At 59.8% G+C, this 13969-nt stretch carries 15 protein-coding genes; 11 read left to right on the forward strand and 4 right to left on the reverse strand.

What is annotated here, in order from left to right:
- Positions 1 to 7 precede the first annotated feature (7 nt).
- The 5 genes from PseuLF5_RS02485 to PseuLF5_RS02505 all read left to right on the forward strand — a co-directional run bounded on the left by PseuLF5_RS02485 (position 8) and on the right by PseuLF5_RS02505 (position 3832).
- Complete coding sequence (locus PseuLF5_RS02485; RefSeq protein WP_340132859.1) at positions 8 to 637, forward strand: DNA repair protein; 630 nt, start codon at positions 8 to 10, stop codon at positions 635 to 637.
- Positions 638 to 654: 17 nt separating this feature from the next.
- Positions 655 to 1125: a YbjN domain-containing protein gene (locus PseuLF5_RS02490; protein ID WP_186747976.1), complete on the forward strand. Its 471-nt coding sequence runs from the start codon at positions 655 to 657 to the stop codon at positions 1123 to 1125.
- Positions 1122 to 2069, forward strand: a complete 948-nt coding sequence (locus PseuLF5_RS02495; RefSeq protein ID WP_340132860.1) for a peptidylprolyl isomerase — start codon at positions 1122 to 1124, stop codon at positions 2067 to 2069. The genes PseuLF5_RS02490 and PseuLF5_RS02495 overlap by 4 nt, the downstream gene beginning before the upstream one ends.
- Positions 2070 to 2227: 158 nt before the next feature.
- Positions 2228 to 3208, forward strand: coding sequence for a LysR family transcriptional regulator (locus PseuLF5_RS02500; RefSeq protein WP_123469107.1), 981 nt, complete (start codon positions 2228 to 2230; stop codon positions 3206 to 3208).
- Positions 3209 to 3313: 105 nt separating this feature from the next.
- Positions 3314 to 3832, forward strand: a complete 519-nt coding sequence (locus tag PseuLF5_RS02505; RefSeq protein WP_340132861.1) for a GNAT family N-acetyltransferase — start codon at positions 3314 to 3316, stop codon at positions 3830 to 3832.
- A gap of 1 nt (position 3833) precedes the next feature.
- Here the strand turns inward: PseuLF5_RS02505 and PseuLF5_RS02510 are convergent, their stop codons facing one another.
- Positions 3834 to 4526, reverse strand: coding sequence for an aspartate/glutamate racemase family protein (locus tag PseuLF5_RS02510; protein ID WP_222832804.1), 693 nt, complete (start codon positions 4524 to 4526; stop codon positions 3834 to 3836).
- A gap of 203 nt (positions 4527 to 4729) precedes the next feature.
- Here PseuLF5_RS02510 and PseuLF5_RS02515 point away from each other — a divergent pair, with 203 nt between their 5' ends.
- On the forward strand, positions 4730 to 5221 hold the full coding sequence (locus PseuLF5_RS02515) for a hypothetical protein (protein ID WP_128614499.1): 492 nt from the start codon (positions 4730 to 4732) through the stop codon (positions 5219 to 5221).
- 301 nt (positions 5222 to 5522) lie between these two features.
- Here PseuLF5_RS02515 and PseuLF5_RS02520 read toward each other — a convergent pair whose 3' ends face one another.
- On the reverse strand, positions 5523 to 5741 hold the full coding sequence (locus tag PseuLF5_RS02520) for a cbb3-type cytochrome c oxidase subunit 3 (protein ID WP_128613641.1): 219 nt from the start codon (positions 5739 to 5741) through the stop codon (positions 5523 to 5525).
- 18 nt (positions 5742 to 5759) lie between these two features.
- A complete protein-coding gene (gene ccoN, locus PseuLF5_RS02525) occupies positions 5760 to 7187 on the reverse strand; it encodes a cytochrome-c oxidase, cbb3-type subunit I (protein WP_123469203.1) in 1428 nt (475 codons plus the stop codon).
- 287 nt (positions 7188 to 7474) lie between these two features.
- Here ccoN and PseuLF5_RS02530 point away from each other — a divergent pair, with 287 nt between their 5' ends.
- The 4 genes from PseuLF5_RS02530 to PseuLF5_RS02545 all read left to right on the forward strand — a co-directional run bounded on the left by PseuLF5_RS02530 (position 7475) and on the right by PseuLF5_RS02545 (position 12480).
- Positions 7475 to 9148 carry a nitrite/sulfite reductase gene (locus PseuLF5_RS02530; RefSeq protein ID WP_340132862.1) on the forward strand — a complete coding sequence of 558 codons (1674 nt, stop codon included), beginning with the start codon at positions 7475 to 7477 and terminating at the stop codon, positions 9146 to 9148.
- Positions 9145 to 9624: a DUF934 domain-containing protein gene (locus PseuLF5_RS02535; RefSeq protein ID WP_340132863.1), complete on the forward strand. Its 480-nt coding sequence runs from the start codon at positions 9145 to 9147 to the stop codon at positions 9622 to 9624. Before PseuLF5_RS02530 ends, PseuLF5_RS02535 begins: the two co-directional genes overlap by 4 nt.
- 167 nt (positions 9625 to 9791) lie before the next feature.
- Positions 9792 to 10766: a hypothetical protein gene (locus PseuLF5_RS02540; protein ID WP_123469094.1), complete on the forward strand. Its 975-nt coding sequence runs from the start codon at positions 9792 to 9794 to the stop codon at positions 10764 to 10766.
- A gap of 1039 nt (positions 10767 to 11805) precedes the next feature.
- Positions 11806 to 12480: a DUF3313 domain-containing protein gene (locus PseuLF5_RS02545; RefSeq protein ID WP_123469092.1), complete on the forward strand. Its 675-nt coding sequence runs from the start codon at positions 11806 to 11808 to the stop codon at positions 12478 to 12480.
- Positions 12481 to 12589: 109 nt separating this feature from the next.
- Here the strand turns inward: PseuLF5_RS02545 and PseuLF5_RS02550 are convergent, their stop codons facing one another.
- Positions 12590 to 13015, reverse strand: a complete 426-nt coding sequence (locus tag PseuLF5_RS02550; protein ID WP_123469090.1) for a YciI family protein — start codon at positions 13013 to 13015, stop codon at positions 12590 to 12592.
- A 341-nt stretch (positions 13016 to 13356) separates the two neighbouring features.
- Between PseuLF5_RS02550 and tpx the strand changes: the two genes are divergently transcribed.
- Positions 13357 to 13857, forward strand: coding sequence for a thiol peroxidase (gene tpx / locus PseuLF5_RS02555; protein WP_123469088.1), 501 nt, complete (start codon positions 13357 to 13359; stop codon positions 13855 to 13857).
- Positions 13858 to 13969: the final 112 nt, after the last annotated feature.

Here is a 13969-nt window from a genome sequence, read left to right on the forward strand (position 1 = left end):
AACGATCATGCACGCACGAGTTTTACTGTTGGGGCTGAGTTTTTTCATTGCACAAGGCGCCCATGCCGAAGGCATGGAAGAGCGCCTGCGCACCCAGTTGCGCAGCACCACCCAGCAGTTGCAGGCCCTGCAAAGTCAGCACGCCCAGGCCAGCGCCGCGCAACTGGCGGCGCAAAACGAGGCCAGGGCCGCACAGGCGCAGATCAAGCAATTGACCGCCGAACTGGCCAAAGCCAAGGGGCTCGCCGAGCAACTGGCCGGGCAACAGCAGAGCCTGCACAGCCAGGCCCAGGCACAAGTGGCGGCCAGTGCCGAGCAGACCGGCAAGTTCAAAAAGGCCTACGACGAGTTGCTGGTCATGGCCCGCGCCAAAGAGGCAGAACGGTCTAAGCTTCAGGCGCAATTGGCTGAACGTGACACACAAGTGCAGCAATGTTCAGTCAAGAATCAGCAGATGTACGGCGTCGCCAAGCAGATCCTCACCGCCTACGAAAACATCGACGTGGCCGAGGTGATGAAAATTCGCCAGCCCTTCGCGGGCAGTGCCCGGGTCAAGTTCGATGAACTGGCCCAGGGGTTTGGCGACGAGCTCTACAAGACTCAATTCGACGCGCCGCAAGCTGCGCTCACGCACTGATAAACAAGGAAGAAAATATGACTCAATTGATCACCCACGTTTCCCCGCAATCGCTGACCGACGTCCTGCAAGCCGCGGGTTATCGCGTCAACCAGACCGAACAGAACGGCATCGTGCAGTTGCTCAGTGCCAGCCAGGGCATCGGCTATGCCGTGCGCTTCGGCAACCCGGCGGTGGAGCAGGGCAGCTACGTCGATTTCACCTTCAGCTGCGCGCTGCGCGTGCAGGGTGAGTTGCCGCAGGGCGTGGCCGAACAATGGAACGCCACCCGCCGTTTTGCGCGGTTGTCGTTGCAGGGCGAGTTTCTGGTGATGGAAATGGACGTGGTGGTGGCGGCCGGCGTGAGCAACGATCACCTGCGTGGCAACCTGGAATTGTGGGATCGCCTGCTGCAGGAATTCATTGTCTACCTGCGTGATTTCAGCCAGGCCGCGCAAGCCTCGACCGCCAAAGTCGCCGTCGCCGAGCAAGAGGAAGTCGCGCTGTGAAAAAGCCTGCCATGGTGATCGGCGTCGGGGCAGTGGCGCTGTTGGTGGTGGCCGTGGTGCTGGTGCTGCGGCCGGGAAGTGCCCCGGTCGCTGCCCAGCAATCGGCGCCGGTGGTGGCGGTGGCGGCGGGGCCGGCAGTGGCGCGATTGGGCAACCAACAGGTCACGCCTGCGGAGTTGCAGGCCTTGCTGGCAACGGTGCCGCCCGCCACCCGCGAGCAATTGCGCGGCAACCGTGAGGCGCTGGAGCGCTGGATTCGTACGCGTCTGGCGGAAAAAGCCGTCCTCGAACAGGCCGATGCCCAGGGGTGGGCGCAGCGTCCGGAGGTGGCACGACAGACCCGTGCGGCGACCGAGCAGATTGTCTTTCGTGACTACTTGCGTTCAGTCAGCGAAGTGCCGGCGGACTACCCGAGTGCGGCCGAGTTGCAGCAAGCCTATGACGCCGGCAAGGCAAACTGGCAGACCCCGCCGCTGTATCGGGTCAGTCAGATTTTCCTCGGGGTGAATGACCCGCAGAACCTGGAGAGCGTGCGCAAACAGGCTGCCGAACTGAGTAAAAAGGCTCAGGCGTCACCGGGGGAATTTGCCGCGCTGGCGACTCAGTACTCGCAGGATCGCGCCAGTGCTGAACGTGGCGGTGACACGGGGCTGCAACCGTTGCAGCAACTGGTGCCGGAAGTTCGCGGTGCCGTCGCCCGGCTGAAAGTCGGCGCGGTGTCCGACCCGGTGCAAAGTGCGGCCGGGTTCCATGTGATCAAACTCACTGAACAACAACCGGCGCGTACCGCGACACTGGACGAACTGCGCGATCAACTGACTCAGGCCTTGCGTGCCCAGCGTCAGGAGCAGATCGCCCAGGCGTATCTGGACGGGATGCTCAACACGGCAACGCTGAGCATCGACGGGGCCGAACTGAACAAGGTTCTCGAAACCAAGCCCTAGAAAACCCGTACACCACAACCCCTGTAGGAGTGAGCCTGCTCGCGATAGCGGTGTGTCAGGCAAAGAGATGTCAGGTGTGCCGATGCTATCGCGAGCAGGCTCACTCCTACAGGGGATCTGCGTAATGCCTAAATACAAAGATCGACAGGGAGTCAGCGATGTCATTCACCGAACCCGCAGGACGACAGGGCAGCGCCGACTACCGTTGGGCGCAGGAGGCCAGTGAACCCTGGCTGGCGCAGGCCGCGACCATCCCTGCAGAGGTCGCCCGTTACTTTCTGGTCAGCGCCCGCTGCGGCTGCTTCATGCAGGCTGCGCGTAGCCTCAATGTGCGCTCGACCTTGCTGCGCAAACAGCTGGCACAGCTTGAACAGGAATTGCAGCACACGCTGTTCAGCTTTCAGGGCAGCGCCCTGAGTCTCACCCGCGAAGGCCAGCAGCTACAGGCCAAACTGGTCGCACTGGCCAACGAACGCAAACTCCCGGTGATCGAACAGCCGCTGATTCGCTTGGCCGTCGCCGAATCGATCCTGCATGACATCCTCGGCCGCGACTTGATCGCGTTACTGCGGCGCAACGCCAGCGTGCGTCTGGAAATCATCGCCCTCGACAGCGAACTGTCCCTGCGCGCCGTCAGCGCCGACATCGTGCTCTGGCTGGCCCATGGCGACACACCGTACCCGGGCCCGACCTTTGCGATTTCCAAGCCGCAGCGCCTCGCACGGCTGGACTATCTGCCGCACATCGCCAAACGTTACTCACGCGTCACTGCCCGCCCGGCCAGCGCCGAAGACCTCGCCGATTTCATGCTGGTGCAATGGCAGCACGACCGGCAGATCGGCAGTTTCCAGCCATGGAACCAACTGGTCGAACAGCGTCTGGCCGGCGTGGTGCAGATGCAGTCCTACGAGCTGATGCTGGAAATGATCCGCTGCAGCGCCTGCATCGGTTTGCTCCCGGCGTACATGAGCCGCTTCGACCGGGGGCTGGTCGCGTTGCCGGGTTTGTTTGACGAACCGATGCAGTTGCAGGCGTGGCTGGCGGTCAATGCGCAAACCCAGACAATGGAAGAAGTGCAGGCACTGGTCGAACTGATCCACCACACCTTCGACGAACGCCACGAATGGTTCCAGCCCTGACCCCAAGCCGTGTAGGCGTGAGCCTCCAAGTCGTTACCGCTGGCAGATGAGGTGATCGGCGGTTTAGAGTCATTGGCCACACATTCGATCCAGGAAGGATCCACCATGCCCGAGCACACTCCCGCCATCAAAATCGAACGCTTCAACGAATCGCACATCGAGGGCGTTACCGCGCTGTACAACGACCCGGCCGTGACCCGGCAGGTGTTGCAGATGCCGTTCCAGTCCACGGAAGTCTGGCGCCAACGGCTAATGGCGGACAACGAGCGGGCGCTGAAGCTGGTGGCGCTGCATCAGGGGCAGGTGATCGGCAATCTGGGCCTGGAAGGCTACTCGCGGATTCGCCGCAGCCACGCTGGCAGCATTGGCATGGGCGTCGCCGTGGCGTGGCAGGGCAAGGGTGTCGGTTCGACGCTGCTGGCGGCGGCACTGGACGTCGCCGACAACTGGATGAACCTGCACCGCGTCGAGCTCACGGTCTACGCCGACAATGAAGCGGCCATCGGTTTGTACCGCAAGTTCGGCTTCGAGGACGAAGGCCTGTTTCGCGACTATGCGGTGCGCGACGGGCAATGGGTCGACACCCTGAGCATGGCCCGTCTGCGCACGCGTCCCACCGCCTGACTCAATCGCCCAGTGCGAACGCCACTGCCGACTGCGCATGCAGTTCGGTGGTGTCGAGCAGGGGCAGGGCGCTGTGCTCGGGTTTGATCAGCAGGCCGATTTCCGTGCAGCCGAGGATGATCGCCTGGGCCCCACGGGCAGTCAGGGACTCGATCACTTGCCGGTAAATCTGGCGCGAGGCCTCGCTGATCACCCCCACGCACAATTCTTCGTAGATGATCCGGTGCACATCCTTGCGTTCGGCTTCGTCCGGCACCAATACCGTCAAACCCCGGGCAAGCAGACGCTGCTTGAGAAAGTCCTGTTCCATGGTGAAGGCGGTGCCGAGCAACCCGACCGTGCGTGCATCAATCTCCAGCGCAGCGCTCGCCGCCGGCTCGGCAATGTGCAAAAACGGAATGTTGATCGCTGCCTGAATCTGTTCGGCGACCTTGTGCATGGTGTTGGTACACAGCACCACGCATTCGGCGCCGCCCGCTTCGAGGCGGCGTGCGGCGTCCACCAGAATCGCCGCCGCATCGTCCCAGCGCCCGGCGTGCTGGGCCTGTTCGACAGGGCCGAAGTCAACGCTGTACATCAGCAATTGCGCCGAGCGCAACGGGCCGAGACGATCACGGACCTGTTGATTGATGAGGCGATAGTATTCGGCGCTGGACTCCCAGCTCATGCCGCCGATCAGGCCGATGGTACGCATTGGACTTCCTCTGATGATGCCCGTTGCAAAAAGTCGGGCGCCGGCAGAGTGTCCATTTGTTCAGCGCCTTGTGCCAGTGCAAAACAACTGTACCGCCGAACCTCTCGCAAAGTGTCACGGTGCCCGCTGGCGAGGTTAAACGTACGCCGGCGCTGCGATCTGTCACTATCGGCTCTTGCAGGTTCTCTCAGAGGAATGTACCGATGAACGACGTACAACAACTGGGCGAAATGCTTCGCCACTATGCCGAAAGCGAAGCGCACAAGAAGCAACTGTTCGAATCCCAATCGGCGGTGTGGACGGCGCGGATTACCGAACTGTTCGGCAATATCCAGCAATGGCTGGAACCGGTACAGGCCCCGCATCTGCTTGAGGTGAACCGCGAAGCGTATGTCGCTTTCGGGCCGAGCACGCCGGTGGAAACCTCGACCTTCAAGACTGAAAAGCTGAGCATCCTGATTGCCGGCAAACCGGTGGAGTTCGTGCCCGATGTGATGGGCAGTGCCGGACAGATTTCCCTGGCGGTGATGGGCCTGACGGCAGCGCGCTATGGCAGCATTTCGCTGGTCGGGTTGCCGGACGGCGAGTGGCAGTGGCGCAAGACCAATGGTCTGAAGGACCCGGACACGTTTGCCTTTGACGCCAACTTTCTTGCGCAGCAATTGCAGAGCCTGATTCCTCGCGATCGCGTTTAAGATCAAGATCTTACCCCCTCACCCCAGCCCTCTCCCCCAGGGGGAGAAGGGGAAAGGGGGCAGACCGAGTGCTGTTCAAAACCTGAGTTCGACTCGATGTTTCAGGTCGGTGTAGTTCGCATAACTACTCGATCAGTTCCCTCTTCCCCAGGTGGATGTGGGGGAAAGGGGGCAGACCGAGTGCTGTTCAAAACTGAGTTCGACTCGATATTTCAGGTCGGTGTAGTTCGCCTAAACCACTCGGTCAGTTCCCTCGCCCTCTGGGAGAGGGCTAGGGTGAGGGCAACCCGGCTGACACCCCTCACATCTCGAGATTGACCCACCCCGGCTTCGCCACCTCCGGCGCCACCGCTTTCACAGTCTTGCCGGTGGCCATCTCCACCCGCCGCGCCACCTCCGGGTCATCGGCAAACGGCACCATGCTCGCTTCATCCAGACTGTCCGCCGTCTCCCGCCGCAAGCAGTACTCCACCGCCAGCCACAGAAACACCACGCCCAACACATTGAAAAAAATCTCCATCACGACCGGCTCCTTGCCTCAGGCGATCTGCGCTTCACTGCGCGCCAGCGCCACATCGGCCACACGCACCGTGCGCCAGACGTTATAAGCCATCAGCAACATCCCGGTGAGGAAGAACACCCCACCGGCAAACCGCACGATGAACCCCGGATGACTGGCTTGCAGCGCCTCGACGAACGAATAGGTCAGCGTGCCGTCCTCGTTGATCGCCCGCCACATCAGACCCTGGGTAATGCCGTTGACCCACATCGAGGCGATGTACAACACCGTGCCGATGGTCGCCAGCCAGAAGTGCAGGTTGATCAGCGGCGTGCTGTACATCTGCTCGCGGCCAAACACTTTGGGCACCATGTGGTAGGTCGCACCGAACGTAATCATCGCCACCCAGCCCAAGGCCCCGGCGTGCACGTGGCCGATGGTCCAGTCGGTGTAGTGGGAGAGGGCGTTGACGGTCTTGATCGCCATCATCGGCCCTTCGAAGGTCGACATGCCGTAGAACGCCAGCGACAGCACCAGAAAGCGCAGGATCGGGTCGGTGCGCAACTTATGCCAGGCACCGGACAAGGTCATCATGCCGTTGATCATCCCGCCCCAGCTTGGCGCCAGCAGGATCAGCGACATGGCCATGCCCAGCGACTGCGCCCAGTCTGGCAGGGCGGTGTAGTGCAAATGGTGCGGGCCGGCCCAGATGTACAAGGTGATCAGCGCCCAGAAGTGCACGATCGACAAGCGGTACGAATACACCGGGCGGTTGACCTGTTTCGGCACGAAGTAATACATCATCCCGAGGAACCCGGTGGTCAGGAAAAAGCCCACCGCGTTGTGCCCGTACCACCACTGCACCATCGCGTCGGTGGCGCCGGAATACACCGGATAGGACTTGAACCAGTCCACTGGAATCGACAGGTGATTGACCACGTGCAGCATGGCGATCACCAGAATGAACGCGCCGAAGAACCAGTTGCCGACGTAAATATGCTTGGTCTTGCGCTGGACCACGGTGGTGAAAAACACGATGGCGTAAGCGACCCAGACCACCGCCATCCACACCGCGCCGGAGAATTCGATTTCGGCGTATTCCTTGGTGGTGGTGTAGCCCAGCGGCAGGGTGATCAGCATGATCACGATCACCGACTGCCACCCCCAGAAGGTGAACGCGGCGAGCTTGTCCGAGTACAGCCGCACCTGGCAGGTACGCTGCACCGCGTAATAACTGGCGGCGAATTGCGCGCTGCCGGCGAAACCGAAAATCACCAGGCTGGTGTGCAGCGGCCGCAAGCGACCGAAGGTGGTCCACGGCAAGTCCAGATTCATATCCGGCCATACCAGTTGCGAGGCGATCCATACCCCCATCGCCATGCCCACGACACCCCAGAAAACCGTCGCGATGACAAATTGGCGGACGACCTTGTAGTTGTAAGCCTGTCCGATTGTTGCTGTGCTCATGGTCAGTTCATCCACGGTTGCAAAGTCTTGCCAGGCCACCCTGGTCTGGCACGAGCTGCACTGTAGAAACCCCGTCAGAAACAAAACAGGCTCAGGAATCTTTCATTTGTGCGGATCAGATTGAATGGCTGACTGCGGCGTTCTGCCGCGCCCTGATATGGTTTTTATGCGTTCAGGTGAATCTGTAACGTGCTGCGCTGCTTCGTCATAGTGCATGCAGAATCTGTAGGAGTGAGCAAGCTCACTCCTACAGCAATTGCGCACAATTCTGATGGGGTAGTTGCTGCATGTACCAATACGATGATTACGACCGCGCACTGGTGTTCGAGCGCGTTGCGCAATTCCGCGATCAGGTCGAGCGCTTCATGGCCGGAGAGTTGAGCGAAGAGGAGTTCCTGCCGCTGCGCCTGCAAAACGGCCTGTACCTGCAAAAGCACGCCTACATGCTGCGTGTGGCGATTCCCTACGGCACCTTGAGCGCCGAACAGATGCGCACCTTGGCAGACATCGCCAGCGATTACGATCGCGGTTACGGCCACTTCACCACACGGCAGAACATGCAGTTCAACTGGATTGAGCTCGCCGAAGTGCCGGACATTCTCGAACGTCTGGCGCAGGTCAACATGCATGCGATCCAGACCTCCGGCAACTGCGTGCGCAACATCACCACCGAGGCATTTGCCGGGGTCGCGGCGGACGAAATGATCGACCCGCGACCGCTGGCGGAAATCCTCCGGCAGTGGTCGACGATCAATCCGGAGTTCCTGTTTCTGCCGCGCAAATTCAAGATCGCCATCTGTTCGGCGAAGCAGGATCGTGCGGCGATCATGATGCATGACATCGGCCTCTATCTTTATCCCGGCCCGGATGGGCAAATGCTGCTGCGGGTGATCGTCGGCGGCGGACTGGGACGCACGCCGATCCTGGGTCTGCAGATCCGCGAAGGCTTGCCGTGGCAGCATCTGCTGTCCTACGTCGAGGCGGTGCTGCGGGTCTACAACCGCCACGGCCGGCGGGACAACAAGTACAAGGCGCGGATCAAGATTCTGGTCAAGGCCCTGGGCATCGAGGCCTTCGCCAAGGAAGTCGAAGAGGAGTGGCAGCACCTCAAGGACGGCCCGGCGCAGTTGACCGACGCTGAATACGAGCGGGTCGCCAGTGCGTTTGTACCGCCGACTTATCGCACCCTGGCCGATACCGATCTGGACTTCGGCACGCGGCTGGCCGAGAGCCCGGCGTTCGCCCGTTGGGTCGCGCGCAATGTGCAGCCGCACAAGGTGCCCGGTTACACCAGTGTGGTGTTGTCGACCAAGCCGGGCATGGCCGCGGCGCCAGGGGATGTCACCGGGGTGCAGATGCTCGCCGTGGCGGACTGGTCGCAGCGGTTCGGCTTTGGCGAGATTCGCATCGCGCATGAACAGAACATCGTCCTGCCCGATGTACCCAAATCAGACCTCTACGCTCTGTGGCAACTGGCGAGCAAGCACGGTCTGGGCAGCGCCAACGTCGGTTTGCTCACTGACATCATCGCCTGTCCGGGCGGTGACTTTTGTGCGCTGGCCAACGCCAAGTCGATCCCGATTGCCCAGGCGATTCAGACGCGCTTCGACAACCTCGACTACCTGCACGACCTGGGCGACATCAGCCTGAACATCTCCGGTTGCATGAACGCCTGCGGTCATCACCACATCGGCAACATTGGCATCCTCGGCGTCGACAAGAACGGCAGCGAGTGGTACCAGATCACGCTGGGTGGGGCGCAGGGCAAAAACAGCGCACTGGGCAAGGTTATCGGCCCGTCGTTCAGTGCTGCCGAAGTGCCGCAGGTGATCGAGCGGATCATCGGCACCTTTGTGCGTTATCGCGAGAGTGAGGAATCGTTTGTCGATACCCTGGCGCGCATCGGGCTGGAGCCGTTCAAGGAGCGGGTCTATCCGAAAACGCTGGAGGTGCCGGCATGAACAATCTGTTGCGACTGGAGCAGGGCGTGGCGCGGGTTGTGGCGGATGATCCGTGGACACTGGTACGCGAGCCATTGATGCCGAGGCCCAACGGGTTGTTGATTCTGCCACTGGCACACTGGCTCGAATCGCCTTCGACCCACGCCGTGTGGCTCGGTCCGGACGATGAGGTCGAGAGCCTGGTCCCGTGGCTGGCGTCATTGCCGCTGATTGCCCTCGACTTCCCGAGCTTCCGTGACGGGCGTGCCTACAGTCAGGCGTATCTGTTGCGCCGTCGTTTCGGCTGGGCAGGGGAGCTACGCGCAATTGGCGACGTGTTGCGTGATCAGTTGAGCCATATGCGCCAGTGCGGCTTCGACAGTTTTGCCGTGCGCGCGGACAAGTTGGCTGAGGACGCACTCAAGGGACTCGCCGGCATGAGCGTGCTCTACGGCCGCTCGGTGATCGAGCCACGCCCACTGTTCCGAAGACGCTGACATCTTCCTGATAAAGGACACCTGTGTGGGCTTTGCGTACCGGGGAAACCCTTAGGGCTCTCACGAATCGGGCATTTTTCCTTGGGTCGATGGTGGCCTTTTGGTAGAGTCGCCGTCGCCAGCGGGTTTTCGGCTGGACGATGGAACCGAAGAAGGGAGTCTGATCAGTGAGTCCGGGCAAAAAAATCCTCGGCCTCACCGCGTTGCTTTTGATGCTGACGCTGTGGGCCAGTTACTTTTATGTATTCAAGGAAAACCGTGGCGGTCAGCTCGGCGGTGTCGGCGAAAGCACCGCGTGGTGCGGCACGCCGCCGTCTACCGAAGCGGCGTTGCTGGGCAAGGATCAACTGACCTTGCGCGTCACCAACAACCTGCGCGGCGAGTTCATGCTCAGCGGTTCGCTGGTGGTCTCCGAACGCACTTTCAACCGCTACGACCTCGCTCGCAATGAACTGCGTTTGCGTCTGGAGCCGTTGCAATGGTCCTACGGCGTGACGCCGATCTTTCTTGAGCAAGTCAAGGTTCAGCCCCTGAGCCGCAACCTCTCGGCCACCAACAAAAGTGCTTACGCCGAACTGGAGCCACGCCCGATCGGTGTGCAGGGTCAGGTCACCGAATTCCCCTTCGACACCTACCGCTACGGCTACAAACCGGTGCTCTATTACCTCAAGGGCAGCGAGCGCGTCGATCTGCGCTTCAAGAACATCACCACGCTGATGGAGATGTCCAACACCTTCACGCCGATCCAGAAGTACAACCGCGTCGACTACATCAACGAGAAAACCTCGATGATCCGCGACGAGGATTACAAGGCGTACGGGCCGCACGAATGTGCCTTCAGCGTCGAGCGCAAAGGCTCGTTCAAAGTTGTCGTGCTGTTGCTTCTTCTGGTGCTGTGCCTGCCGTTGCTGTTGGTGTTTTACCGCAATGAGCCGGGGATCGACTTCCTTGCCACGCTGTTGGGCGCGGCGATCGTGCGGGTGCTGCTGATCGGGCCGGTGCAGGACTTCCAGCTGTACAACATCGACTTCCTGTTGGGGGCAGCGATTTTGCTGGTGGGCACGGTGTCGTTGATCAAGGCGATGCACATCAACAGCCGGCGGGAGATGGCGTTGCGCAGTGGTGAGACTTCGTCCTGGTAACGGGGTGCCCCCCCGAAAAGCCCCTCACCCTAACCCTCTCCCGGAGGGAGAGGGGACTGACCGAGGTGTCTGTGGTCCTGCACCGACGTGAAAGACCGAGTCGATTATGGATTCAAAGCCAATCGCTCAAGTCGGCGGAATTCTTGAATATCCCCCGGTCGGTCCCCTCTATCTACCTCTGAAAGAGGGGGCTGACCGAGTTGTCTGTTGTCCTGCACCGACGTGGAAGACCGAGTCGATTATGGATTCAAAGCCAATCGCTCAAGTCGGCGGAATTCTTGAATATCCCCCGGTCGGTCCCCTCTATCTACCTCTGAAAGAGGGGACTGACCGAGTTGTCTGTTGCCCTGCACCGACGTGGAAGACCGAGTCGGTTATGGATTCAAAGCCAATCGCTCAAGTCGGCGGAATTCTTGAATATCCCCCGGTCGGTCCCCCCTATCTACCTCTGAAAGAGGGGGCTGACCGAGTTGTCTGTGGTCTTGCACCGACGTGAAAGACCGAGTCGGTTATGGATTCAAAGCCAATCGCTCAAGTCGGCGGAATTCTTGAATATCCCCCGGTCGGTCCGCTCTATCTACCTCTGAAAGAGGGGGCTGACCGAGTTGTCTGTCGTCCTGCACCGACGTGGAAGACCGAGTCGATTATGGATTCAAAGCCAATCGGTCACGTCGGTGCATCTCTCGAATATCCCCCAATCGGTCCCCTCTCCCTCTGGGAGAGGGCTAGGGTGAGGGAAGACAATTTCCAGCCGGTCACTTAAGCGCCGGATCGCCCATGTTCATATTCTTCCAGCCCTGCAACAGCATTTGCGGGCATTCTGGCTCAGATTGCTTCAATGCAGCGGATTCTTGAAGTTCACCAATGGCCAAGAGCTCGATGCAGCGTTGCCGGGTGCTCGATGTCTTTCAAATGACGCTTGTGATCCGCCGCGCAGCCTTGCGTGAATATTGTGCTGTGCAATCGCAATTACTGAAGTTTTAGCTATACCTGTAACTCCCCCAGGCAAAGTTTTCGGCCTTCTGACAGGAGTTACAGCATGAAGCTAGCAGTGATGATGGGCACTCTGTGCATTGCCACCGTCGCAATGGTGGGTTGTTCCAGCAAAACCGTCGACCCGAAAGAGTACTCAGGATTCCTCAAAGACTACAGCCAGCTCAAGGAGGCCAAATCCCCGTCCGGTGCAGAGGTGATGCGCTGGGTCGATCCAAAGGTGGACGTCAAGAAGTTCACCAGTGTGTACATCGAACCGACTCAGCTCTACCCGAAACCACAACCGACCGCGAAAATTTCCCAACAGACCCTCAATGGCATCACTTCCTACTACGACCAGGCACTCAAGCGTGAAATCGGCAAAGACCTGCCGCTTGCAACCGGCCCCGGCCCAGGCGTGATGGTGGTGCGCGCGGCGATCACCGCTGTCAGCAGCAAGACCGAAGGCCTGCACGCGTATGAAGTAATCCCGATTGCCCTGGTCGCCGCCGCGGTAAGTACCGCCAGTGGTATTCGCGATCAGGAAACCACTCTGGCCACCGAGGCGGTTTTCCTCGATGGCGGCAACAACAAGGTCGTGGCGCAAGTGGTGCGCAAAGGCACCGGCAAACCGTTGGAAAACGACACGCAGGCGATGACGGCAAACGACGTCAAACCCGTGATTGATGGCTGGGCTTCCGACATGCGTCAGTCGTATCTGAAGCTCAAGTCCGCCAAATAACTGCAGCCCACTGCAGGAACTGCCAAAGGCTGCAATCTTTTGATCTCGTTTCAGTCGATCAACATCAAAAGATCGCAGCCTGCGGCAGCGGCTACAGGGGATATTGGACTCAGCCGTTTTTCTTGGCCTGTTCGCGAACGCGTTCTTCTTGCGCACGCGCTTCAGGGGTGAACTCGGCGCCAAAGTCTTCGGCGGAAAATATCTGGCGGATCTCGATTTCAGACTCGCCCGGCATCGGATTCGGGCAGCGCTTGACCCACTCGATGGCTTCTTCTTTTGATTTCACTTCCCAGATCCAGTAGCCCGCCACCAGTTCTTTGGTTTCGATGAACGGCCCGTCGATGACCGTGCGTTTATCACCGGAGAAATGCACGCGCGCGCCTTTGCTGCTCGGATGCAGGCCATCGCAATCGATCAGGATGCCGGCCTTGACCAGTTCTTCGTTGAAGTTGCCCATGGCGGTGATCAGCTCTTCGCTGGGCATGATGCCGGCTTCCGAGTCGACGCTGGCTTTTACAAGGATCATGAATCGCATGGCGGTTGCTCCGTGGATTGTGGGGATTTGTTGTTTAGTCGAACGGGCCACACTTGAATCGACAGGGTCTCTGGTAAAAGTGCGGAGAATTTTTCACACCGCAGATCCATTGTTGGAGTGAGCCTGCTCGCGATAGCGGTGTGTCAGTCAACATTTGCGTATATGAAAGACCGCTATCGCGAGCAGGCTCACTCCTACAGGAGAGTAGCGTTGGTTTTGTATACAATTTTTTGCGCAGGCACCCAACAATTTCCAAACAGGGCATAGGTCGTCGGACAATTTCGTGGTTAACTTCGGCCTCTTGCATGCTTTCCAATCAAAACATCAGAAGGACTCAAGTCATGGCTCAAGTCACCCTTAAAGGCAACCCGGTTCAAGTCAACGGCCAGTTGCCACAAGCCGGTTCCAAGGCGCCAGCCTTTTCTCTGGTTGCCGGCAATCTGTCCGACGTCACCCTGAAAGACTTTGCCGGCAAGCGCAAAGTGCTGAACATCTTCCCAAGCGTTGACACCCCGACCTGCGCCACTTCCGTGCGCAAGTTCAACGCCCAGGCCAACGACATCGCCAACACCGTGGTGCTGTGCATCTCCGCTGACCTGCCGTTCGCCCAAGCGCGTTTCTGCGGCGCCGAAGGCCTGGAAAACGTCCAGAACCTGTCGACCCTGCGCGGCACCGAGTTCATCGAGAACTACGGTGTGGCCATCGCTGACGGCCCGTTGAAAGGCCTGACCGCCCGTGCCGTGGTGGTTCTGGACGAAAACGACAACGTCCTGCACAGCGAACTGGTCAAGGAAATTGCCGAAGAGCCTAATTACGAAGCGGCGCTCGCCGTTCTGAAATAAGTGTTCTGAAACAAGCGCTTTTACAATTGTTAACGGCCTGGCCCTGTCCAGGCCGTTTTCATTTGTGTATCAGTGTTTTGCCTCACACCTTGAAACGTAAGTTGAAGGTAAA

This window comes from Pseudomonas sp. LF-5, assembly GCF_037626295.1.
In the GTDB taxonomy this organism is placed as follows: Bacteria; Pseudomonadota; Gammaproteobacteria; order Pseudomonadales; family Pseudomonadaceae; genus Aquipseudomonas; species Aquipseudomonas monsensis.